At 64.1% G+C, this 21798-nt stretch carries 18 protein-coding genes; 10 read left to right on the plus strand and 8 right to left on the minus strand.

Annotated features, from left to right (window positions below):
* Positions 1-76: 76 nt before the first annotated feature.
* Complete coding sequence (locus tag HY30_RS18950) at positions 77-817, plus strand: LytTR family DNA-binding domain-containing protein (protein WP_051614619.1); 741 nt, start codon at positions 77-79, stop codon at positions 815-817.
* On the opposite strand, the gene HY30_RS01535 is transcribed toward HY30_RS18950, so the two are convergent.
* The 3 genes from HY30_RS01535 to rsfS form a co-directional block, all read right to left on the minus strand.
* On the minus strand, positions 814-2115 hold the full coding sequence (locus HY30_RS01535) for a TAXI family TRAP transporter solute-binding subunit (protein ID WP_034736192.1): 1302 nt from the start codon (positions 2113-2115) through the stop codon (positions 814-816). The two genes, HY30_RS18950 and HY30_RS01535, sit on opposite strands and share 4 nt — an antisense overlap.
* A gap of 489 nt (positions 2116-2604) precedes the next feature.
* Positions 2605-3069 carry a 23S rRNA (pseudouridine(1915)-N(3))-methyltransferase RlmH gene (locus HY30_RS01540; RefSeq protein ID WP_034736195.1) on the minus strand — a complete coding sequence of 155 codons (465 nt, stop codon included), beginning with the start codon at positions 3067-3069 and terminating at the stop codon, positions 2605-2607.
* A 6-nt stretch (positions 3070-3075) separates the two neighbouring features.
* Positions 3076-3414, minus strand: coding sequence for a ribosome silencing factor (gene rsfS / locus HY30_RS01545; RefSeq protein ID WP_206741390.1), 339 nt, complete (start codon positions 3412-3414; stop codon positions 3076-3078).
* A gap of 259 nt (positions 3415-3673) precedes the next feature.
* Here rsfS and HY30_RS01550 point away from each other — a divergent pair, with 259 nt between their 5' ends.
* From HY30_RS01550 to HY30_RS19595, 8 genes are all read left to right on the plus strand, one after another.
* Complete coding sequence (locus tag HY30_RS01550) at positions 3674-4357, plus strand: BON domain-containing protein (protein WP_051614621.1); 684 nt, start codon at positions 3674-3676, stop codon at positions 4355-4357.
* A gap of 55 nt (positions 4358-4412) precedes the next feature.
* Positions 4413-5363 carry a glutathione synthase gene (gene gshB / locus HY30_RS01555; RefSeq protein WP_034736199.1) on the plus strand — a complete coding sequence of 317 codons (951 nt, stop codon included), beginning with the start codon at positions 4413-4415 and terminating at the stop codon, positions 5361-5363.
* Positions 5364-5391: 28 nt separating this feature from the next.
* Positions 5392-5763, plus strand: a complete 372-nt coding sequence (locus tag HY30_RS01560) for a hypothetical protein (RefSeq protein WP_155839210.1) — start codon at positions 5392-5394, stop codon at positions 5761-5763.
* Positions 5764-5961: 198 nt separating this feature from the next.
* Complete coding sequence (locus tag HY30_RS01565; protein WP_051614623.1) at positions 5962-7464, plus strand: efflux RND transporter periplasmic adaptor subunit; 1503 nt, start codon at positions 5962-5964, stop codon at positions 7462-7464.
* A 2-nt stretch (positions 7465-7466) separates the two neighbouring features.
* The gene (locus HY30_RS01570; protein WP_034736203.1) at positions 7467-8168 is read left to right on the plus strand and encodes an ABC transporter ATP-binding protein; all 702 of its coding nucleotides are present in this window, start codon (positions 7467-7469) and stop codon (positions 8166-8168) included.
* Positions 8165-9397 carry an ABC transporter permease gene (locus HY30_RS01575; protein WP_034736205.1) on the plus strand — a complete coding sequence of 411 codons (1233 nt, stop codon included), beginning with the start codon at positions 8165-8167 and terminating at the stop codon, positions 9395-9397. Before HY30_RS01570 ends, HY30_RS01575 begins: the two co-directional genes overlap by 4 nt.
* Positions 9390-10775 carry an efflux transporter outer membrane subunit gene (locus tag HY30_RS01580; protein WP_034736207.1) on the plus strand — a complete coding sequence of 462 codons (1386 nt, stop codon included), beginning with the start codon at positions 9390-9392 and terminating at the stop codon, positions 10773-10775. The genes HY30_RS01575 and HY30_RS01580 overlap by 8 nt, the downstream gene beginning before the upstream one ends.
* A 158-nt stretch (positions 10776-10933) precedes the next feature.
* Positions 10934-11335 carry a helix-turn-helix domain-containing protein gene (locus tag HY30_RS19595; protein WP_081812003.1) on the plus strand — a complete coding sequence of 134 codons (402 nt, stop codon included), beginning with the start codon at positions 10934-10936 and terminating at the stop codon, positions 11333-11335.
* 21 nt (positions 11336-11356) lie between these two features.
* Here the strand turns inward: HY30_RS19595 and HY30_RS01590 are convergent, their stop codons facing one another.
* Complete coding sequence (locus HY30_RS01590) at positions 11357-11608, minus strand: hypothetical protein (protein ID WP_034736209.1); 252 nt, start codon at positions 11606-11608, stop codon at positions 11357-11359.
* 144 nt (positions 11609-11752) lie between these two features.
* The gene (gene mutS, locus HY30_RS01595) at positions 11753-14467 is read right to left on the minus strand and encodes a DNA mismatch repair protein MutS (protein ID WP_034736211.1); all 2715 of its coding nucleotides are present in this window, start codon (positions 14465-14467) and stop codon (positions 11753-11755) included.
* 180 nt (positions 14468-14647) lie between these two features.
* Here mutS and HY30_RS01600 point away from each other — a divergent pair, with 180 nt between their 5' ends.
* The gene (locus tag HY30_RS01600) at positions 14648-16930 is read left to right on the plus strand and encodes an NADP-dependent malic enzyme (RefSeq protein ID WP_034736213.1); all 2283 of its coding nucleotides are present in this window, start codon (positions 14648-14650) and stop codon (positions 16928-16930) included.
* Here the strand turns inward: HY30_RS01600 and HY30_RS01605 are convergent.
* Genes HY30_RS01605 through HY30_RS01615 form a run of 3 tightly spaced genes read right to left on the minus strand, consistent with a single transcriptional unit; the run spans position 16927 to position 21702 of the window.
* Positions 16927-18648 carry an AmpG family muropeptide MFS transporter gene (locus HY30_RS01605; protein WP_162176878.1) on the minus strand — a complete coding sequence of 574 codons (1722 nt, stop codon included), beginning with the start codon at positions 18646-18648 and terminating at the stop codon, positions 16927-16929. The two genes, HY30_RS01600 and HY30_RS01605, sit on opposite strands and share 4 nt — an antisense overlap.
* Before the next feature lie 26 nt (positions 18649-18674).
* Positions 18675-20165 (minus strand): ATP-binding protein, encoded by a 1491-nt coding sequence (locus tag HY30_RS01610; RefSeq protein WP_034736215.1) that lies wholly within the window; start codon positions 20163-20165, stop codon positions 18675-18677.
* Positions 20166-20211: 46 nt separating this feature from the next.
* Positions 20212-21702, minus strand: coding sequence for a YifB family Mg chelatase-like AAA ATPase (locus HY30_RS01615; RefSeq protein ID WP_422119990.1), 1491 nt, complete (start codon positions 21700-21702; stop codon positions 20212-20214).
* Positions 21703-21798 lie beyond the last annotated feature (96 nt).

Consider the following 21798-nt stretch of genomic DNA (forward strand, 5'->3'; position numbering starts at 1 on the left):
GGAGTGACTGGAATCCTGCGTGAAATGCAGCCAGAACAGTTCACGAAGCGCGAAATGCAGGAGGGATATTCAGTCAATGACGGGCCGTTTGACCCCCTACCTGCGCGCGGCTGCCATATTAATCGGCCTGGCCTTCGCCTTCACCTGGTTCGGGGTCTACAATACCGGTGGCGCCTTCCTCCTCCGGCTGCTGATGTGGCTGATCACCATGGCCGTCGGCGGAGCCACCGCCATCTGGGCCATCCCGGCCGTTTTCGAGCGCTACCTTGCGGACCAGCCAGCCCCCATACGCATCGCGGCTGCGGCCGCCCTGATCGCAATCCCCGTCACAGGATCGCTGATTGTCTTCTTCCTGTCGCTGGGTGGGCACTTCAGACCCATCGGCCTGCTGGTCCAGTACCTCTATGTCTATGCCGTCTGCCTCGTCATGGTGACCGGCGGCGTCATCGTGGCCCAGGCCAGACGCGCCCCGCCGCTCGGCGCCGCCGAGGCGTCCGACGCCCGAGCCACATTCCTTGAACGCCTGCCGGTCAAATATCGCGGCGCATCGCTCTGGGCGATTTCCTCCGAAGACCATTACCTGCGCATCCATACCAGTCGCGGCGAGGAACTGATCCTGATGCGGCTCGCCGATGCCATGCGGGAGCTGGCAGGCGCCGGCGGCCTTCAGGTGCACCGCTCATGGTGGGTGGCAACAGATGGCGTCGCCGATACGCGCCGCGAGGGCGGAAAGCTGTTCCTGGTGCTGAAATCGGGCAAGGAAGCGCCCGTGTCGCGCACGTTCCTGTCGGCGGTGAAAGAGGCAAACCTCGTCTAGATACCGAGCCCCGGCGTCGGCCGCGTATTCATCACGAGATGCTTCACGAACTCGACATGATTGCGCAGGCGATAGAGGTCGTCGGTATAGGAGAGCGGCACGTCCATCTCGCCGATCTCGACCTGCAGGTCTTCCAGCGCATCGGTGATCTCCACGCGTTCTTCCTTGCTCGGCATGGAGCGGCCGCGCGCCTCAAGGTCGCGCAGGTCCTTGTACCAGATGTAGATCTTGCGGCGCACCCGCCAGCGATAGATCGGCGGTGCGACCCGCACCAGCGGGAAGAGAAGCGTCAGCAGCGGGATGGCCAGTATCCAGGCCCGGTCGAGAAAGTTCGCCACATCGAACGAAAAATAACGCCGCAGGAAGGACGGGCCATTCTCGTAATAGCGCTCCGCCTGTCGGCTGACCGGCAAGTCGGTCCAGTTCGGGTCCGGAAAAGCACCGGCTGGCGCGAGCAGGCTGCCATCCTGATGGATTGCATTCGCCGAATCGACCAGCAGGGCCTCAATGGCCGGGTGAAGCGATTTCCGGACCACGAGCTGGGCCACAGGCGCGACCAGCGGCACATCGCGCTTGGGAATATCCGCGCCGATATCAAAGACGCCGCGCAACAGGGTCACCGCCGCAAGCGCCGGCTGGCGCCGTGACAGCGCCTCGGCCCGCTCGAACGGCAACAGCGAAATGCCGGGCGCCCGCAGCAGCGTCTGCACATAGGGCGCGTCCGGCGAGGCTGCAAAACCCGCCGCATCGATCTGCCCGGCGATCAGGGCATCGGCCGCCGCCGTGCCTGACAGTGTATTGCGCGCGGCCTCCGGCCATGCGCCGTCAAACTCGTCCTGCAGCTCGATACCCAGGATGCGCGTGCCGGACCCGAGCGGGCCAATGGCAAAACGCTTTGATCTGAGGTCGCCAAATTCGCTCACGCCCGCCTCATCGCGCACGAACACCCAGAAAGGCTCATGAAAGAGACCGCCCAACGAGCGCAGCGTTGCCGCATCGCCGGGCTTTGCCAGCCCGCCCTGCACCAGGGCGACATCGGCCTGGCCTTCATCCAGCAGGCGCAAATTCTCCACCGAACCCGCCGTCTGGATCAGTTCGATCTCGATCCCCTGTTCTGCCAGCAGGTTCTGGTAGCGTTCAGCGAAGGCATAATAGGCTCCGCCCTGCGCACCGGCCGCAAACCTGATATGTTTCGGGGGCGCCGGATCCATCAGCATCAGCGTGACGATGACGCCAAGCACGGCCACCAGCACAAAAGGCCAGTAAACCTTCAGGAAGTCCTTTACGGCCGTGACCATATGCGTCCCATTTTCTGTCAGAAATGTCCCGCGACAAGGTCTAGGGCGACATGCACGCCGGATCAATCGCGCACGCGGACCTGCCTTCAAAATGCCCCATACACGCCCCGCATGGAACCTATTCCGTTTAGAATGTGTTCATCAGGCAGACATGTCCCCATGTGGGACTCTGGCAAGACACAAGGGTGATACAAATGGGACAGGCAAATGTGATCGCGAAGGTCGTTTCTGTAGCGACTCTTGGGATTCTCGCGACGGCGCTTCTGATGATGGCGCTCGCTCCAAATCCATCGCTCTACGCGGGCTGATTTTTTTCCGATTTTATTTGGAACGAAAATCCCGGTCTGTACGTAAGCATTCTCAGATGGCCAGTAAGTCCCTCCCGACTGAACCCTCCCAAGCGCTGGACATCTATAAAGAGACCTTGAAGCTGCGTCCCCCCACCTTTCAGCTTCGAGGTCTCTTTTACTCTTCCCCCAAAACCCAGCTTCAGGCCTTGTGATAGGGCATTCCCGCCAGGATCGACATGGCGCGGTAAACCTGTTCGGCCAGCATCGCCTTGACCAGCCGGTGCGGCCAGGTCTGCGCCCCGAAAGCCATTATATCCGGCACGGCGCGCCGCACGGCCTCGCCATAGCCTTCGGCCCCGCCAATCAGGAACACAAGATCCGGCACCCCCTGGTCGCGCAGGCGGCCCAGCTGGGCGGCAAAGTCCTGTGAGGGCACGTTACGGCCAAACTCGTCGAGACGGATGACATTCGCGCCGGAAGGGATTTTCGCGAGGATGCGCTCGGCCTCGGCATCCAGCCCGCCGCCGCTCGCCACTTCAATCTCCTCGATGCCACGAAAGCCGAGACTGCGCGCAATCGGCAGGGCCCGTTTGACATATTCATCGAACAGGTCGCGTTCGGCGCCTGATTTCAGGCGACCGACGGACAGGAGCGTCAGGCGCACGGGCGCCTAGTGCTGCGTGGCGCGATGGGCACTCGTGTCGGAGGCCCAGATCTTTTCGAGATTGTAGAATTCACGCACTTCCGGACGGAAGAGGTGAACGATCACGTCGCCGGTATCGATCAGCACCCAGTCAGCATTGGGCATGCCCTCGACATTGGCCGGGCGGCCGGTCAGCTTTTTCACCGTATGGGAAAGATGGTCTGCAAGCGCGGCGACATGCCGGCCGGAACGGCCTGACGCAATGATCATGAAATCGGCGAGGGAAGATTTTCCGTCCAGGTCAATGAACAGGAGGTCTTCGGCCTTGTCATCCTCAAGGGCCTTGGCAAGAGCCTCGGCAACCAAGCGGATGTCGTCAATCGTGGCACTCTTTGCGGGCAGTGTCCGCGGGGCGCTGGAAGTCAGGGTCTCAATTCCTTCTTGTATCTATAAAGGGACATTAACATGCCTGCCGAGTCACAGCCAGCCCAAACACTCAGGCCGTCACACATGCGCCAAACCCAATGTGAACTGCAATTTACTTGGAGACTGCCAGAATTTCGCCGTAAGTCTGGAACAGTGTCATTCCGACGTCCCCGGACCGCCAGCCACTGGAGTATGTAGAATGAACCTGCGACTTGCCGCCGCCGCCCTTGCCCTTGTCCTGCCTCTGGGAGGATGCGCCGTTGCAGCCGTCGGTGCCGCTGGCGCCGTTGGCCTCGCCGCCGCAAAGGACAAGACCCTCGGCGAGTCCGTGGATGACACGACCGCCTCCACCGAAATCAAGACCAAACTGCTGGCCGAAAGCCTCAACCGCTTCGGCGAAGTCGATGTCGAGGTGAATAACGGCCTCGTCCTCCTTTCCGGCCGGGTTGATGATCCGACCGACCGCGTGCAGGCTGAAGGCATCGCATGGACCTCTTCGCGCGTCATGGACGTCGCCAACGAGATCAAGATCGAGCCTGCGGGCGGCTTCATGGCCAACATGTCCGACGAGCTGATCTCCAGCCGCGTGCGCGCCCGCCTGATCGGGTCGAGCACGGTGAAAAGCCTCAATTACAATATCGAGACCTATGACGGCGTGGTCTACCTGATGGGCACGGCCCGCACGGCCGACGAGCTGAAACGCGCCGCCGAGGAGGCCAGCGTGGTCGGCGGCGTGCGCCAGGTCGTCTCTTATGTGCGCATCCGTGAGCTGGTCCAGCGCCCGGCCGCACCGACAACGCAGGCCGCCCCCTCTTACAATCCGACGCCGAGCCCTACATATGGAACCGAGAGCGATGCCGAATTGCTCGGAGTGAGTTACTGACAGGGCCGGTGCGCCACTAAAGCCGCCGCCCGCATGAAATGGGAGCGGGCGCCACATGGCATTGCGTGTCGGGATCCAGATGGATCCACTGGAAAACGTCAAGATCGACGGTGATACGACCTTTGCGCTGGCCGAAGTGGCCCAGGCGCGCGGCGCGGAACTCTTTGTCTACGGCCCGGACCAGATGTCCTACGAGCAGGGCCGGGTCACGGCCTGGGCCCGCCCGGCAAAGGTGCAGCGTGTGCGCGAGACGCCGGGCGTCTTTGGCGAAGCGGTCAAGCTCGACCTTGCAAAGGATGTCGACGTCATCCTGATGCGTCAGGATCCGCCCTTTGATCTCAACTATATTACCGCCTGCCACCTGCTGGAGCTGATCTCGGGCGAGACGCTCGTCGTCAATGATCCGGAAGGCGTGCGCTCCAGCCCCGAGAAGATCTTCCCCCTCCTCCATCCCGAAATCATGCCGCCGACACTGGTGACGCGGGAGATGCGGGACATCCTGGCCTTCCGCGACAAGCACAAGGACATCATCGTCAAGCCGATCTACGGCCATGGCGGCGCCGGCGTGTTCCGCCTTAAGCCCGACGATTCGAACCTTGATTCCCTGCTCGAAGTCTTCTTCACCCGTTCGCGCGAGCCGGTCATGGTGCAGGCCTTCCTGCCGGCTGTCAGCGAGGGCGACAAGCGAATCATCCTGATCGACGGCGAGCCCGTCGGCGCGATCAACCGGCGCCCGCAGAGTGGGCAGGTCCGGTCAAATCTCGTCGTCGGCGGCACGGCCGAAAAATCCGAGCTCAGCGATGCCGACATGCGGATCTGCGAAACAATCGGCCCGGAACTCAAGCGCCGCGGGCTGATCCTGACGGGTATCGACGTCATTGGCGGGCGTCTCACCGAAGTGAATGTCACCTCGCCAACCGGCGTGCAGGCCATCAAGGCGCTCTCCGGCATTGATAGTGCCGCCATTTTCTGGGACGTTGTGCAACAGAAGCTTGCGGACCGCTGATGGCCGCTGCAAGATCAGGTGCATGAACATGAAATCGATCACTGCTTTCGCCCTCGCCTCCCTTGTTCTCGCCGGCACGGCCTGCTCGCAAGGCTCCGACAGCGCAGACGTCCAGACGGTTTCCGCGGATGAAAGCGCGTCTGGCTCGTTCAACCTGAACCTTCCCAGCCCGACCACAGGCGAAACAACCTCCTCCGGCGGCTCGATGAACCTCAATCTTGGCGGCAGCAGCGAAACCCGCCTGATCGGTTCCGGCACATTCGGCGGCGGTGATTTTGGCGGCGATCCCGGTGTGGATCTCAACCTGAACCTCGATTCCGAGGCGGCGACGCTCGACGCCCAGGCAGCCGAATCCAGCCCTGAGGATGACGGGATCATCCGTATCGAACCCAAGAAATAGGCAAAAACGCCTTTTCAGGCTGTTTTCCCTCTATCGTTGACTGGAATTACAGTTCCAAGCGACGGAAAGACGTGCGCCGGTCGTTTATCTGGCAGGCGCGTTGCAACGCTCCGAAATAAAAAGGCCCATGCGCCCGGCCCACTCCAGGTTGGCCGGACGTGTTGACCATGACCCTGATGCGAGAGCGAGTGCAGTCCATTGATCCGCAAGATTAACCCGAAACTTTTGTATGGCCTTGGTGCCCTCGTGGCCCTGTTCCTGGTCTGGGCCTTTTTCCTGCGCGGATCGGGTGAAGCCTCAAGCGGCGACTTCACGGTGGAAACGGCCGCTGTCGATAAAGGCGATGTTGCCCGCCTTGTGACCGCATCCGGCGCTGTGCGCGCGCTCACCACGGTCGAGGTCGGCTCGCAGGTTTCCGGCCAGATCATCGAACTCGACGCCGACTTCAATTCCGAGGTCAAGGAAGGCGATATCATCGCCCGCATCGACCCGCAGACCTTTGAAAGCCGCGTCGCCTCCGCACAGGCCGACATTGCCAGCGCCCGCGCCAGCCTTGACGTGCAGAAGGCCAACATCGCCTCCGCCGAGGCCAGCTATGCGCAATCGGAAAAGGAATATGAGCGGGTCAAAGCGCTTTACGAACAGGACGCAATCGCCCGGTCCTCGCTTGAGGATGCCGAGCGCACGCTCGCTGTGTCCAAGGCGTCGCTCGACGTCTCCCGCGCCCAGCTGCGTTCGTCGGAAGCCTCGCTCACCCAGCGCCAGGCCAGTTTGAAATCGGCGCAGCTTGATCTTGATCGCACCATTATCCGCTCACCCATTGACGGCGTGGTCATCGAGCGCTCCGTCGATGTCGGTCAGACTGTCGCGGCCTCCTTCTCTGCGCCGATCCTGTTCCAGATCGCACAGGACCTCGGCGATATCCGGATCGACGCAGCAGTCGTTGAGTCCGACATTGGCGGCATTGATGCCGGCGACCCGGCCACTTTCAAGGTGGACGCCTACCCGGCCGAAACCTTCAAGGGCACGGTTGAGCAGGTCCGTCTCGCCTCCGAAACCCTCTCCAATGTTGTCACCTATACAGTCGTCATCGCTGCCGAAAACCGCTCCGGCCGCCTCCTGCCCGGCATGACCGCCAATGTGGAAATCACGGCTGAAAAGCGCGAGGGCGTGCTGCGCATTCCCGAAGCGGCTGTCCGCTTCCGCCCGCCGAGCGATGGCGTGACCGTCATCTCCTCCGAAACCAGCAGTGACCAAGGCCCGCGCAGCGGCGGTGGCCGCCCCGGCGGTCCGGGTGGCAACCCGGCTGATGCCATCCTTGCAGGCCTCGACCTTGAGCCTGCCCGCAAGGAAAAGATCCAGACCGAAATGAAGGCCGAGTTCGAAAAGGTTCGCGCCAGCATGGGCGAGGCCGGCGCCACTTTCGACCGGGCCGGCATGCGCGAGAAGATCCAGTCCCGCATGGACAAGGTGCTGCGCGACAATCTCAGCCGCGAAGAACTCGCCGTGGTCCAGAAAAAGATCAATGAGCGCACCACGCAGACCCGCGTCGACCTCTACCAGCCAGTCGGTGATGGCACGCTGAAAACCGTGCCCGTCACCATCGGCCTGTCGGACGGTCAGTATGCCGAGATTACACGCGGCGCAGAGGAAGGTGATGTCTTCATCACGCGCCTGACCGTCCCGGCAGCAGGCAACTGAGCATGGCCGCAGAGGCGACACCCCTTATTTCGTGCCGCGACCTGACCAAGGTCTATCGCATGGGGACGCAGGACGTTTACGCCCTGCGCGGCGTCAATGTGGATTTCGTCCAGGGCGAGATGACCGCGATCATGGGCCCGTCCGGCTCCGGCAAGTCCACACTGATGAACCTGATCGGCGCGCTCGATGTGCCGACCAGCGGCGAATTGCTGATCAAGGGTCGTCCCCTCTCTAGGCTCAGCCGTGACGAGCTGGCAGACCTGCGCAACGAGACCATCGGCTTTGTCTTCCAGCAGTTCAACCTGCTGAACCGCGCGACCGCGCTCGCCAATGTGAAGCTGCCCCTCATGTATGCCCGCACGCCCGTGGCAGATCCCATGGCCCGCGCCCGCGAATGCCTCGAAATGGTCGGCCTCGGCGCCCGCATGGACCACCGCCCGATGCAATTGTCCGGCGGCCAGCAACAGCGTGTGGCGATCGCCCGTGCCCTCGCCGGACGGCCGTCCATCCTGCTGGCCGACGAACCGACCGGCGCGCTCGACACGAAAACCTCCGAGGAAATTATGGACCTGCTCACAGGGCTTTCCAGCGAAGGCATCACGGTCGTGCTGGTCACGCACGAGCCGGAAGTGGCTGCCTATGCCACGCGCCAGATCCATTTCCGCGACGGCCAGATCGAACGGGACGAGAGGCGCGCCTCATGAAGATCGGCGTCGCCTTCCAGTCAGCCCTTGAAGCGCTGATCTCAAACCCCCTGCGCAGCTTCCTGACCATGCTCGGCATCATGATCGGCGTCGCCTCGGTCATGGCCATGATGGCGATCAGCGAGGGCGCAGCCAAGCAGGTCGACGCCCAGATCGCCCAGCTGGGCGCCAGCAACCTGACCATCTTCCCCGGCGCCTCACGCGGCGGCCCCCGCTCCGGCGGCGGCGCCTCGGACCAGCCCTTTACCGAATCCGATGTCGACCAGATCAAGCAGGAGCCTTTTGTGACGGCCGTCGCCGCGCGCATCTCCGGCTCCGTCATGGTCGTCTCGGGCGAGGACAACTGGTCGACCAGCCTGCAGGGCACCAATACCGACTATTTCGTCACCCAGTCTCTCAGCACCAGCGAGGGCCGCCTGTTCGACACCCGGGAAGCCAGTTCCGGCGCCGCCGTCGCCGTTATCGGCAAGACCGTCGCCGACGCCCTGTTCGAGGGCACGAATCCCGTCGGCCAGACGATCCGCGTCAACAATGTGCCGGTCGAAGTTATCGGCGTCCTCGTCACGCGCGGCCAGTCGTCCGGCCCCGGCGGCGACCGCGACGATATCGTCATCGTGCCGATCAGCACGGCCCGCAATCGCATCCTCGGTGGCAATGCGACCGTCGCGCGCTATGTCGGCAGCATGGAAGTCGGCATTGCAGACGGATACGACATGACCACCGCGCAGGAACAGCTGGAGACCCGCATGCGCGAAATCCGCCGTATCGCCCCCGGCGGCACCGATGATTTCCGCGTGTTCAACATTGCCGACTTCATCCGCGCCCGCTCCAGCACGCAGGCGACCTTCGGCGTGCTGCTGGCCTTCACCGCGGCCGTCTCGCTCATCGTCGGCGGGGTCGGCGTGATGAACATCATGCTCGTCTCGGTCACCGAGCGCACCCGCGAGATCGGCCTGCGCATGGCCATCGGCGCGCGCGGCATCGACATTCTCGGGCAATTCCTGGCCGAAGCCCTCGCGCTCTGCCTGCTCGGCGGGCTGATCGGGTCTGCCCTGGGCGTGGGCGCTGCAAAGTTTGCAGCGAAAGTCGGGGAGTTCCCTGTTGAGATTTCTCCGCGTATTGCCATCATAGCCATTGGCGCATCAGCTCTGATTGGCCTGTTTTTCGGATTCTTCCCCGCCCGGCAGGCGGCGCGGCTCAACCCAATCGAGGCCCTACGACATGAATAAGCTCTCCCCTGCCCTGGCGCTGGTCCTTCTGGCGGCGGTGCCATCCTGCGCCTCCAACCGGTCCGAGACAGCCGCCCAGCCGCTGATCGCGCAGGAAGCGGCTGCCCTGAACGCCCCCGAGCGCTGGGCCTTCGGACCGGAGACCGATGGTGACGTGGCGGCCGGCTGGTCCGAGATCATCAAGGATGATGCCCTCCTCGCGCTGATGGACGAGGCGCTCGCCGCCAATCCGAACCTTCGGGCCAGCGCCGAAAGCGTGCGCCGCTCCGAGGCCTTTCTGCGCCAGTCGCGCTCAGGCCTCTTGCCGAGCCTCGGCGCGAGCGCCGGCGTATCGGGATCGTCGCCCTTCGAGGATGCCGACCTGTCGGAAAGTTACAGCCTCGGCCTGAGCGCCAGCTGGGAAGCCGATCTCTGGGGCGCCATCCGTTCCGGCATCCTCGCCTCGGAATATGACCTCGTCAGCACCGAGGCCGTGTACCGTTCGAGCCGTGAATCACTGGCGGCCGCCGTCGCCCGCGCCTATGTCGTGGCAATCGATGCCGGCAATGCCGTCGCCCTCTCCCAGGCCACACTCTCCGCGCAGGAAGAAACGCTGCGTATCGTCAATGTCCGCTATGAACTTGGCGCCGCAGACCGCCGCGAGCAGGTGCTGGCGGAATCCGATATCGCCAGCGCGCGCGATTCCCTGGAACAGGCGCTGGCTGCGCAACGCAGCGCCGTGCGCGCGCTTGAAGTCCTGCTGGGCCGCTATCCGGATGGCACGCTTCCCATGCCGGACACATTGCCAGTCGTGACCGATGTCGTCATCGCTGGCCAGCCAGCTGATCTGCTGCGCCGGCGGCCTGACATCATTTCCGCTGAATCCTCTGTCCGCTCAGCCTTTGCGAGCACGGCCATAGCCCGCGCCGGGCGCTGGCCCAGCCTGTCACTGTCGGGCGGCGTTTCCAGCGCGACCGACAGTCTCGGCGATCTGGTCGATCCGGCAGCGCTCGCCCTCTCCCTCGGTATCCGGCTGGCCGGAACGCTGTTTGATGGCGGGCTGACCACGGCGCGAATTGATGCGGCGGAATCCAACGGCCGCATCGCCCTCGCCAATTACGGCGCCACCGTGCTGGACGCCTATGCCGACGTCGAGGGCCGTCTCGATGATGTCCAGACGCTGCGCAACCGCGCAGGCTATGTCGAGACCGCCGCCGAGAACGCCCGCGAGACATTGCGCCTTGCCGAAATCCAGTATCGTGAAGGAGCGATCGACCTGCTTGATGTCCTGACATTCCGACAACGAAGCTTCCAGGCTGACCGCACGCTTCTATCGCTGCGGCGCGCACAAATCGAATCGCGCATCACGCTCTATCTCGCCCTTGGAGGGGCTATCTAAAACATGAGCAGTCCTTCAACATCTGTGTGAATTTGCAGACTGAAATCGCGCTTCGGGGGCAAATATGCGGCGTATTGCCGCTTAATGACGGATTTATGTAACAAAAACTGCCGAACGCGCTTGTCCTTCATAACATATGCTAGATAGTGGGTTTTATAATGTTGAAATCAGTCAATAATTCCGGCCACGATGCCCGAAAGCCAACCGATGCGGATCGCTTCGTTGGCCAGCAATTGCGTCAGGGACGCCGTGAAATGGGCCTCACCCAGGACGGGTTGGCCCAGCTCCTCGGCGTAACCTTCCAGCAGATTCAGAAATATGAGGCTGGTCACAGCCGCATGTCAGCAGGACGCCTCCGGGAGGTGGCGATCGCGCTAAAAAAGCCGATTAGTTTCTTCTACGAGCCCTTCGAGTCGACGGGGCGTAAATCGCATGCCGCAGAGACCCGCCTGCGGGTCAAGGATCTCCGGCGCGACGCGAAGAAGCTGATCGACCAGATCGGTGACGCCGATGACCTCCAGGTCGCCGTGCGCCTTCTTCAGGCCCTCGATACGAATTAATCCGATACGCGGTGGAATCCGTCAGGCTGACGCAATGCCGATACCAGCAGCCATCAGCCGGGATTCGAGCAGCCACCGGTAAGCGGCGGCATGCGCCGCGCCGAGACAGGTTTCCAGCTCGCGAGACGTATCCGGATCTGTCACACCTGAGTCGCCTACAATGCGGATCACGCTCGCAAGGCGGTCCACGGTCTGTCGGGCACTCTCCAGCTCAATGCGGATCTGCGCGGTGCAGACGGGTAGTTGCGTTGAACTTGCTGACTTGTTGGTCATGGTGACACCTCCGGTTTGACTGGTAATTCCCAGATGTGGGGGCCCTTCAGGCACCCCTCCCGGGAACCCCCATCAGCGACAAAATACCCGCCGACTGAAGATTACACTAGTGTCATGATCGCCAGCGTCCAATAAATTACAGGACTACTCACCTTTTTTTGTTTCCGCTATCATTCGATATACGATATCGAGCGCGTCTCGGGGTGTCAGTGCATCCGGATCGATATCCGCAAGGATACGGAGCAACTCGGATTCTGTCTGCGGCGGATCAAAGGCTTCTGCAGGCGGAGCATCTTCGGCAAAAGCCGCAAAAAGCGGCAGGCTCTCGGCAGCGTCCGGGTCTGCCTCCAGCCGCTTGAGTATCTGCGCCGCGCGCGCCACCGCCCGCTTGGGCAGGCCGGCAAGGCGGGCCACCTGCACGCCATAGGAGCGGTCGGCCGGGCCGGGCTGCACCTCGTGCAGGAAAACAAGGTCATTCTTCCATTCGCGCGCCCTGAGCGAGGCATTCGCCGCGCCGGGCAGGTCTTCGGCAAGCTGCGTCAGCTCATGGTAATGCGTGGCGAAGAGGGCCCGGCAGCCATTGACGCCGTGCAGGTGCTCCACCGCCGCCCAGGCAATGGCAAGGCCGTCATAGGTCGATGTGCCCCGGCCGACTTCGTCCAGGATGACAAAACTGTCGGGCGTCGCCTGCGTCAGGATCGCGGCTGTCTCCACCATCTCGACCATGAAGGTCGACCGGCCGCGCGCGAGATCGTCGGAGGCGCCGACACGCGAGAACACCCTGTCAGCCAAGCCGAGCGTAATGGAGCGCGCTGGCACGAAACATCCCGCCTGCGCCAGGATCACCGCCAGCGCGGCCTGCCGCAGATAGGTCGACTTGCCCGCCATGTTCGGCCCGGTCACCAGCAGGAGGCGCGGCGCCCCCTCCCCACCCGCGTCGAGCGACAGGTCATTGGCGGTAAAGCCCTTGCCGTCACGCCTGAGCGCCGCTTCGACCACCGGATGCCGCAGGCCCACGGCGGCAAATTCCGGCGCATCGGCAATCACCGGCCGTACCGCGTCGCACTCGACCGCCCAGGCCGCATTGGCCGCCGCCACATCGAGATCGGCCAGCGCACCGGCGGACGTGGCCAGCGCCGCGTTGAGGTCATCGACACGGGCGCAGAATTCATCAAACAGTGCCGTCTCGCGGCCCTTGGATTCTTCCTCGGCGCGCGAAATGCGCCCTGCGAGGTCTGACAGTTCGCGCGTCGAGAAACGCACATTGCCGGCCAGCGTCTGGCGATGGATGAATGTCTCCGACAATGGCGGCGCCAGCAGCGCCTCGCCATGCCGTGCCGGCACGTCGATGAAATAGCCGAGCACATTGTTGAACTTGATCTTCAGCGCCGAAATACCGGTCTCGCCAGCGTAGCGTGCCTGCAGTTCGGCAATGATCCGGCGGCTGTCATCCCGAAGCCCGCGCGCCTCATCGAGTGCTGCGTCCCAGCCGGGCGCGATGAAGCCGCCATCCCGCGCCAGCATGGGCAGGCTCTCGTTCAGCGCACGCGCTAGGTCTTCCGCAAAGGTCCGCAGCTGGGGCGCATTGTCCAGCAGCAGCTTCCCGGTCGCCGCCGCGAGCCGGGCCGGCAATCCCCCGGCCACCTCCGACAGGCCACGCGCCGCCGCATCCCCGGCCGCAAGGGCCCGGCCCAGGGCCTGAAGGTCGCGCGGGCCGCCCCGGCCAAGGCGCAGCCTCAGGCGGGCGCGCTCAATATCCGGCGCCGCCTTCAGCCGGGCGCGCAAACGCTCCAGCATGTCGGCATCGTCGACCAGCCAGGCCACAGCCTCCAGCCGCGATTCGATCTCGGAACGGTCCAGGGATGGGCGGGAAAGATGGGTTGCCAGCAGGCGTGCGCCCGGCGCGGTCACCGTCCGGTCGATCGTGCCCAGCAAGGACCCGTCGCGGCCACCGCTCATCGACCGGTCGATCTCGAGGCTGGCCCGCGTGGCCGGGTCGATCGCCACATGGCCCCGCACCGGCGGCCTTTGCGGCGGATCCAGCATTATATCCGCCCCGGCCTGCGTCAGCTTCACATAGTCAAGCAGCAGGCCGATGGCCGACAGCTCTGCCTTGCTGAAATCGCCAAAGGCTTCCAGCGCCGCCACATCGAACGTTTCCTTCAGCAGCGCTTCGCCGCACTTGGGCGTTGCGGCACGGGCCGGCCGCTCGGTCAGCGGCGCGCGCGACGCTTCCGCCGCAGCCACAATCGCCGGACGGTCCATGTCACTGCTGCTGACCAGCAATTCGTTCAGCGGCCAGCCGAGCAGCATGTCCGCCAGGGCGCCCGGCAGGACAGGCGCCACATCAAACCGGCCGGTCGACACGTCGCAGACTGCTATCGCCGCTTCCGCGCCGCCCTTGGCCAGGGCGATCGCCGCCAGCGCCTGGCCCTGCCGGGCCGGAAGCAGCGAATCCTCGGTCAGCGTGCCGGGTGTGACAATGCGGACAATATCGCGATTGACGATGGATTTCGACCCGCGCTTCTTGGCCTCCGCCGGGCTTTCGGTCTGCTCGCACACGGCGACCCGCGCACCGGACTTGATGAGCCGCGCCAGATGGCCCTCGGCGGCATGGTAGGGCACGCCCGCCATGGGTATCGGCTTGCCGTCATATTCGCCCCGGGCGGTCAGCGTGATGTCGAGGATTCGGGCTGCTTCGACCGCATCCTCGAAGAAAAGCTCGTAGAAATCGCCCATCCGGAAGAACAGCAGCGCCTCGGGATGGCGTTCCTTGATGCCGAGATATTGCGCCATGAAAGGCGTCGGCTCGCTGCCCTTGGCAGCTGCCTGTTTCGAGGGAGGAGCAGTGTCGGCCATGGTGGCGGACGCTAGCGCCTCGCCGGGAGATTCGCAAAGCGTTCGCGCTGCGATTGGTCATCAAATCGCCTGATTACATGCCCACATGGCCCACATTTGCGGTTGGCACGCTAGGCAGCGGGGCCTAGGGTCAACCGCTAGCGTTCATTCTCACTCGTTAGCATCGGACTACCCCTCTCCATGACCACCAAACGTCCAAGCTTCACTGATCAGGAAGCACTCGATTTCCATTCCAAACCGACACCGGGCAAAATCTCCATGGCGCCGACAAAGCCCATGGGAACGCAGCGCGACCTGTCGCTGGCCTACAGCCCGGGCGTTGCGATTCCGGTACTGGCGATCGCGGAAGACATCGACAAGGCCTATGACTACACGTCCAAGGGCAACATGGTCGCGGTGATCTCGAACGGCACAGCGATCCTCGGCCTCGGAAACCTGGGTCACATGGCCTCCAAGCCGGTCATGGAAGGCAAGTCCGTCCTGTTCAAACGCTTCGCCGATATCGACAGTATCGATGTCGAAGTGAACACGACCGATGCCGAAGACTTCATCCGCACCGTCCGCAACATTGGCGACACATGGGGCGGCATCAACCTTGAGGATATCGGTTCGCCCGACTGTTTCATTATCGAGAGCCGCCTGCGCGAAGAACTCGATATCCCGGTCTTCCATGACGACCAGCACGGCACGGCCATCATCGCCGCCGCAGGCATCATCAATGCCTGCCACATCACGGGCCGCGAACTGAAGGACCTGAAGGTTGCCGTCTCCGGCGCTGGTGCGGCCGGCCTCTCGGTCGCAGGCCTGATCCGGCACCTTGGCGTCAAGGCCGAGAACATCCTGATGTGCGACTCCACCGGCGTGGTCTATGAAGGCCGCACCGACAAGATGGACCAGTTCAAGTCTGCCTTTGCGGTGAAAACCTCCAAGCGCACGCTGGCCGAAGCCGTCGAAGGCGCGGACTGCCTCCTCGGCCTCTCCGCCAAGGGTGCCGTCTCCAAGGCCATGGTCAAATCCATGGCCAAGAACCCGATCATCTTCGCCATGGCGAACCCCGATCCTGAAATCACGCCCGAAGAGATCAAGTCCGTGCGTGACGACGCGATCATCGCGACAGGCCGCTCGGACTATCCGAACCAGGTCAATAACGTGCTCGGCTTCCCTTACATCTTCCGCGGCGCCCTCGATGTGCGCGCCCGCAGCATCAATGAGGAAATGAAGGTCGCCGCCGCCCGCGCCCTGGCAGAACTCGCCCGCGAAGACGTGCCGGACGAAGTGGCCGCTGCCTATCACGGTGCCCGCCCGAGCTTTGGCCGCGACTATATCATCCCCACTCCGTTCGATCCGCGCCTGATCAGCTTCATTCCGCCCTTCGTGGCGCAGGCCGCCATGGACACGGGCGTTGCCCGCAAGCCCATCGCCGACATGGATACCTACCGCGCTTCCCTCGCCCAGCGCGCCGATCCGGCTGCCGCCTTCATTCAGGGCGTCCAGGCCCGCGCGCGCGACGTGCAGCGTCGCATCGTGTTTGCCGAGGGTGAAGAGCCCGCCGTCGTGCGCGCCGCCTTCAGCTTCAAGAACCAGGGCCTTGGCCATCCGATCCTGATCGGCCGCGAAGCGCAGGTCGAGCGCACGATGGAACAGATGGGCGTGCCAGCCGGCACGCTGGAAATCATCAATGCCCGCCTTTCCGATAATAATCCCGTCTACACAGACTTCCTCTATGCCCGCCTGCAGCGGGACGGCTACCTGAAGCGCGACGTGCAGCGCCTCGTGAATCAGGACCGGAACATCTTCGGTTGCTGCATGCTGAAGAATGGCGATGCCGACGGCATGGTCACCGGCGTGACCCGGAATTACGACGTCGCCCTCAGCGATTCCCGCCTCGTGCTCGACACGTTGCCGGGACAGGCCCTGATTGGCATGTCCATGGTCATCAACCGCGGCCGCACCGTGTTCATCGCCGATACGAGCGTGACCGAACTGCCGCAGGGTGAGGACCTCGCCAATATCGCGCTGGAAGCGGCGGCGGCTGTACGGGCCATGGGCTTTGTCCCGCGCGTTGCCTTCCTCTCCTACTCGACCTTCGGCAACCCGATGGGCGAGCGCGGCGAGAAAGTGCGCGAGGCCGTCTGCATTCTTGACGAAATGGGCGATGTCGACTTCGAATACGAAGGCGACATGAACGCCGATATCGCGCTGAACCCGAGCCACTCCCTGCTCTATCCGTTCTCGCGCCTGAAGGGCCCGGCCAACGTGCTGGTCATGCCGGCGATCCATGCCGCGTCGATTTCGACCAAGCTGCTGGAATCGATGAGCCGTGCGACCGTGATCGGCCCCATGCTGCTCGGCCTTGAAAAGCCGGTGCAGATTGCCTCACTCGGCGCAACGGTTGGCGATATCGTCAATCTCGCGACGATTGCCGCCTATGACGTTGATCGGGTCCACCCCGACAAGGCCTAATCGTCCTGATCCAGAACCAGGCTCGTGGCATGACTTGTATCACGGGCCTGACGGATCCATTCGAAGATTGACAGCACGACGGCCACGCCGCCCAGCCAGAACGTGATCATGAAGACCGAATAATAGCCCTGCCGCTCGATGATCTCGCCGAGCCAAGGGCGCCCCAATGTGCCGATCAGCATGGTGAGCGACGCGAGCAGCGCGTATTGCACGGCCGCAAAACGCGGGTTCACCACCGATGTGAGATAGGCCGTGATCGCCACGAGCGCGAAACCGCCTGCGAGGTTTTCGGCGAAGATAGTGACCATCAGGCGCGCCATGCGCTGGCCCTGGTCTGCGGCGACAACATCGGGTGAGAGTTTCGCCGCCCAGTCCGCCAGCGCGCTGAGCGGGGGGCCGAGATGGGAGATTTCCAGAAAACTGTCGAGCACGCTCGCGCCTGCGGCCAGGTCTGCATAGAGCAGGTTCGTGGCCGCCGCGACGATGCCGCCGACAAAGAAGACGGGCATGCGGCCAAGGACGGCAATCAGTACCGCCCCCAGCAACGACCCGAGAATGGTCGCGATCACACCAAAGAACTTCGAGGCAATGGCCACATCGTCCAGCGAATGGCCGAGCGCGCCGAACTGGTCTCCCAGATAGAACGGATAGGCGAAAGCGCCCCAGACTGCATCGGTGAAGCGATAGGTCAGCGCCAGAAGCAGCACGAGCACAGCGCCCCATTTCAGGCGCGATATCAGCTCCATCAACGGATCGAAAATCGCGCGGAACAGGTTGCGCAGGACAGAATCGGCGCGCGTCTCATTGGCAATCCGGACCGGTGTTTCCGCTGCACGCGCCCCGAAACGGAAGACGAGAACGGCCGATACGATAGCCGGCACGAGCACGGTCAGTCCGACAATCCATGGCCCCTCAGAGCGCACGAACGTGCCGCCGGAGGGCGGCGTCGCCGAGAACAGCGCCTGCATCACGAAGGTGAGGATCATGACAAAGCCGATGAGCCAGCCGATAGACACGACCGTGACGGCAGGCACGGAAACGCTGCGCGGCAGGCTCGGCAGGAAGGACAGCCGGTCGGCATTGGGCTTTTTGGAGCTGGCCGGTTCCGGCGCAATGATGCTGCCGATCATGGAGAGGGCCAGCACGAAGGCGACCATCAGGAACGTGACCGTCCAGCCTGCCCGCGCCGCGACCAGCAGTGCAATGAAGCCGGAGATAAAACCCGCCGACTTGTAGCCGAACTGGTAGAGGGCGGACATGAGGTCCTTGTCCTCGTCCGACCGGGCAACCTCGATACGCCAGGCATCAAGCACGATGTCATGCGTCGGCGAGATCAGCGCAATCGCCAGCGCAATGAGCGCAACAAGGCCGATATTCGCCGCCGGATTCGTGAAGGCGAAAATGGCGATCAGGACAACCATGATGCCCTGCAGGAGCAGCAGCCATGACCGCCGCCCGCCGAGGAAACCGGTCAGCGGCGCGGGGTGGGCCGTCTGGAAAATCGGCGCCCAGAGATATTTAAAGGAATAGCCGAGCGTCAGCAGCGACAGCGTGCCGATCGTGGACGGCGTGATACCAAGCTTGGTGAGCCAAGCATTCAACAGGCCCAGCGTGACGCCCATGGGCAGGCCCGCCGCGAACGCAAAAAGCGCCATGGCGGCCATGCGCCTGTCGCGCAGCGCCTTGAGGGCACGCACGGCGCGGGGCGGTTTTTTCATCGGCGGAGGGGAGATCGCCGCCTCGCTCATGCGGCGCCTGCGGCCTGGCGCTTGGGGTCGGTCCAGCGGATGGCGAGCATGCGCAGGGCTTCGGCGTCGAGCGGCTTGGCCACGACACTGTCAGCGCCCGCCGCAACGGCCCGGCGCTCGATTTCGGGATTCACTTCCGCGGAAACCGCAATGATCGGCACACGCGAGCCCCCTGCCCTCAGCTGGCGCATGGCCTCGAACCCGTCCATGACGGGCATGCGCAGGTCCATCAGGATGAGAGCTGGGTTCATGTCGCCTGCGGCCTCCAGTGCTTCACTGCCTGTGGAAGCGACTGTGACGGTAAATCCCGCCGATTCCAAGGCGCGCCGTGCAATCAGCGCGTTGACCGGGTTGTCGTCGGCAATCAGCACATGACCGGCACCGGTCGTTGCCTCCTCCTCGTCCTGGGTCTCGCCGCCTGCACGGACAATGAATATCCGCTCGGCGAGCGACGAGGTGCGGAGCGGGCGCACGAGCCAGCCGACACAGCCCAGCAGGCGGAAACGAGGCAGCGCGCCGCGGTCTTCCGGACGCAGCACGACAAGCGCGGGCGCCATTTTGGCATAGGCGCGCACGGTCGCTTCCGGCAGGTCCGCGCCGATCAGCAGAACATCGACGCCATCGGGCAGCTTGCCGCGTGAGGGATCGACCAGGACCGGGGTCGCCTTCACCTCCTCAAGCGCGGCCGCAATCGAGAGACCTGTAACCAGCGGCAGGCCGACCAAACCGACCTTTCCGCCAAGGTTCACGCCTGTCGTACCTGGTTCCATCCCCGAGCGCTCAAGCGGCAGGACAACCGAGAACGCCGTGCCGACACCTGGCAAGCTGTCCACATCAATCCGGCCTCCTAGCAGGTCTGTCAGGCGCTTGGTGATGGCAAGGCCAAGTCCGACGCCGCCATCCTTGTAGGCATCCGCGCGGCCGGCCTGGTGGAAGGCCTCGAACAGGTGTGCGAGATCGTCCCTTGCGATGCCGGGGCCGGTGTCAATGATGCGGAATTCGAGTCCGTTCTCGAGGGCCGTTATGTCCAGCAGGACCCCGCCCTTCTCGGTGAACTTCAGCGCATTGCCGACCAGGTTGAACAGGATCTGGCGGATGCGGCCCGCATCGCCCGAATAGGTCGGCATGGGCAGTTGCGAGGTGCGGGCGGCCAGGTCGAGCCCGGCAGCATGGGCGCGGGGACTGAGCAGTTCGATCACTTCGCGCCCGAGCTGGGCCGGGCAGAAGCTTTCGGCCTCCAGCTCCACAGCGGAGGCGTCGAGGCGGGCATAGTCCAGCACATTGTTCAGGAGTTCGAGCAGGCGGGCGCCGCTCTGCTTGATGACTTCGGCATATTCGCGCTGGGAGGGCTGGAGGTCGGTCTCCAGCAGCAGTGACACGGTGCCGAGAATGCCGTTGAGGGGCGTACGAATCTCATGGCTCGCCGTGGCGAGGAAGGTTTCCTCGGGCGATGGCGGCGATTGAGGGGGTTTGGGCGCGTCAGTCATGGATCCCGACCCTAGGTTCAAGGCTTTAGCATTCGTTTAATGCGGGCTAGCGCGCGAGGGCCCCGGCCTGAACGCCTTCGGCCTGCCCCGGCGCGCGGCGGCGATAGGTCAGCGCCTCGGCAATGTGGAGGCGGCGCACGGCCGTCGCGCCATCGAGATCTGCAATGGTGCGGGCAACTTTGAGAACACGGTGATAGCCCCGCGCGGTGAGCTGGAGATTCACGGCGGCATCGGCAAGGAGGGCCGCGCCGGCAGCATCAGGCGCGGCGAGGCGTTCAATGTCGCCGGTGGGCGCATCGGCATTGACGGGGCGGCGCTGGTCGCTGGTGATCTCGCCGAAACGTTCGGTCTGGATATCGCGGGCCTTCAGGACGCGGGCCTTGACCTCCGCCGTGCCCTCGGCGGCAGGCGGCAAGGCCAGGTCGACGGCAGTGACCGGGGGCGTGTCGTAGTAGAGATCGATGCGGTCAAGGAACGGGCCGGAGAGGCGCGACTGGTAGCTTTGGGCGCATTTCGGCCCCTTCGTGCAGGCCGCTGCGCCCGGACCGCCCCCGCAGCGGCAGGGGTTCATGGCGGCGACGAGCTGGAAGCGGGCCGGATAGCGCACATGGCGATTGGCGCGGGCGACGACGGCTTCGCCCTCCTCCAGCGGCTGGCGAAGACTGTCGAGCACATGGGCGGGAAATTCGGGCAGTTCGTCGAGGAAGAGGATGCCGTAATGGGCGAGCGATACTTCGCCGGGCTTGGCCTTGATCCCGCCGCCGACAAGGGCCGCCATTGAGGCCGAATGGTGCGGCGCGCGGAAGGGCCGTGTGCGCGAGAGACGGCCGCGTTCGAGGAGGCCCGCAATGGACTGGATTTGCGAGACTTCCAGCAGTTCGCGCGCCGAGAGCGGCGGCAGGAGGCCTGGCAGGCGCTGGGCGAGCATGGACTTCCCGGACCCCGGCGGGCCGCAAAAGAGGAGGTTGTGGCCCCCCGCAGCGGCAATTTCGAGGACGCGCTTGGCCCCTTCCTGGCCCTTTACGTCGCGCAGGTCAGGCCCGGCAGGCGGCTCGGCCAGCACACCGGCGGCGGGCGGGCCGATGACAGCGCGGCCGGTGAAATGATTGATCAGGGCTATAAGGCTCGGCGCGGCGAGCACGCTGCCGCCGGCCCAGGCCGCTTCCCCGCCGCAGGGGGCCGGGCAGATGAGTTTCAGGTCCAGCGCCTCGGCGGCCATGGCGGCGGGCAGCACGCCGAGCGTTTCGCCGAGGCGGCCGTCGAGCGAGAGTTCGCCAATGGCGGCATGGCCTTCGAGCATGTCGGGCGGGATGACGCCCATGATGGCCAGTATGGAGAGCGCGATGGCGAGATCGTAATGGCTGCCCTCCTTGGGCAGGTCTGCCGGGGCGAGATTCACAATGACGCGCTTGGGCGGCATGGCGAGGCCGAGCGCGGCCAGCGCCGCGCGCACCCGCTCGCGGCTCTCGGTCACCGCCTTGTCGCCAAGGCCGACAATGTTGAAGGCCGGCTGGCCGCCGGTCAGCTGCACCTGCACATCAACCGGCTGCGCCTCAACGCCCTCGAACGCGAATGTTGTAATGCGGCAAACCTGCGCCTCTCCCCATCAGCGGGAAAAGCGTTAACACACGTT

The organism is Hyphomonas chukchiensis, assembly GCF_000682695.1.
In the GTDB taxonomy this organism is placed as follows: domain Bacteria; phylum Pseudomonadota; class Alphaproteobacteria; order Caulobacterales; family Hyphomonadaceae; genus Hyphomonas; species Hyphomonas chukchiensis.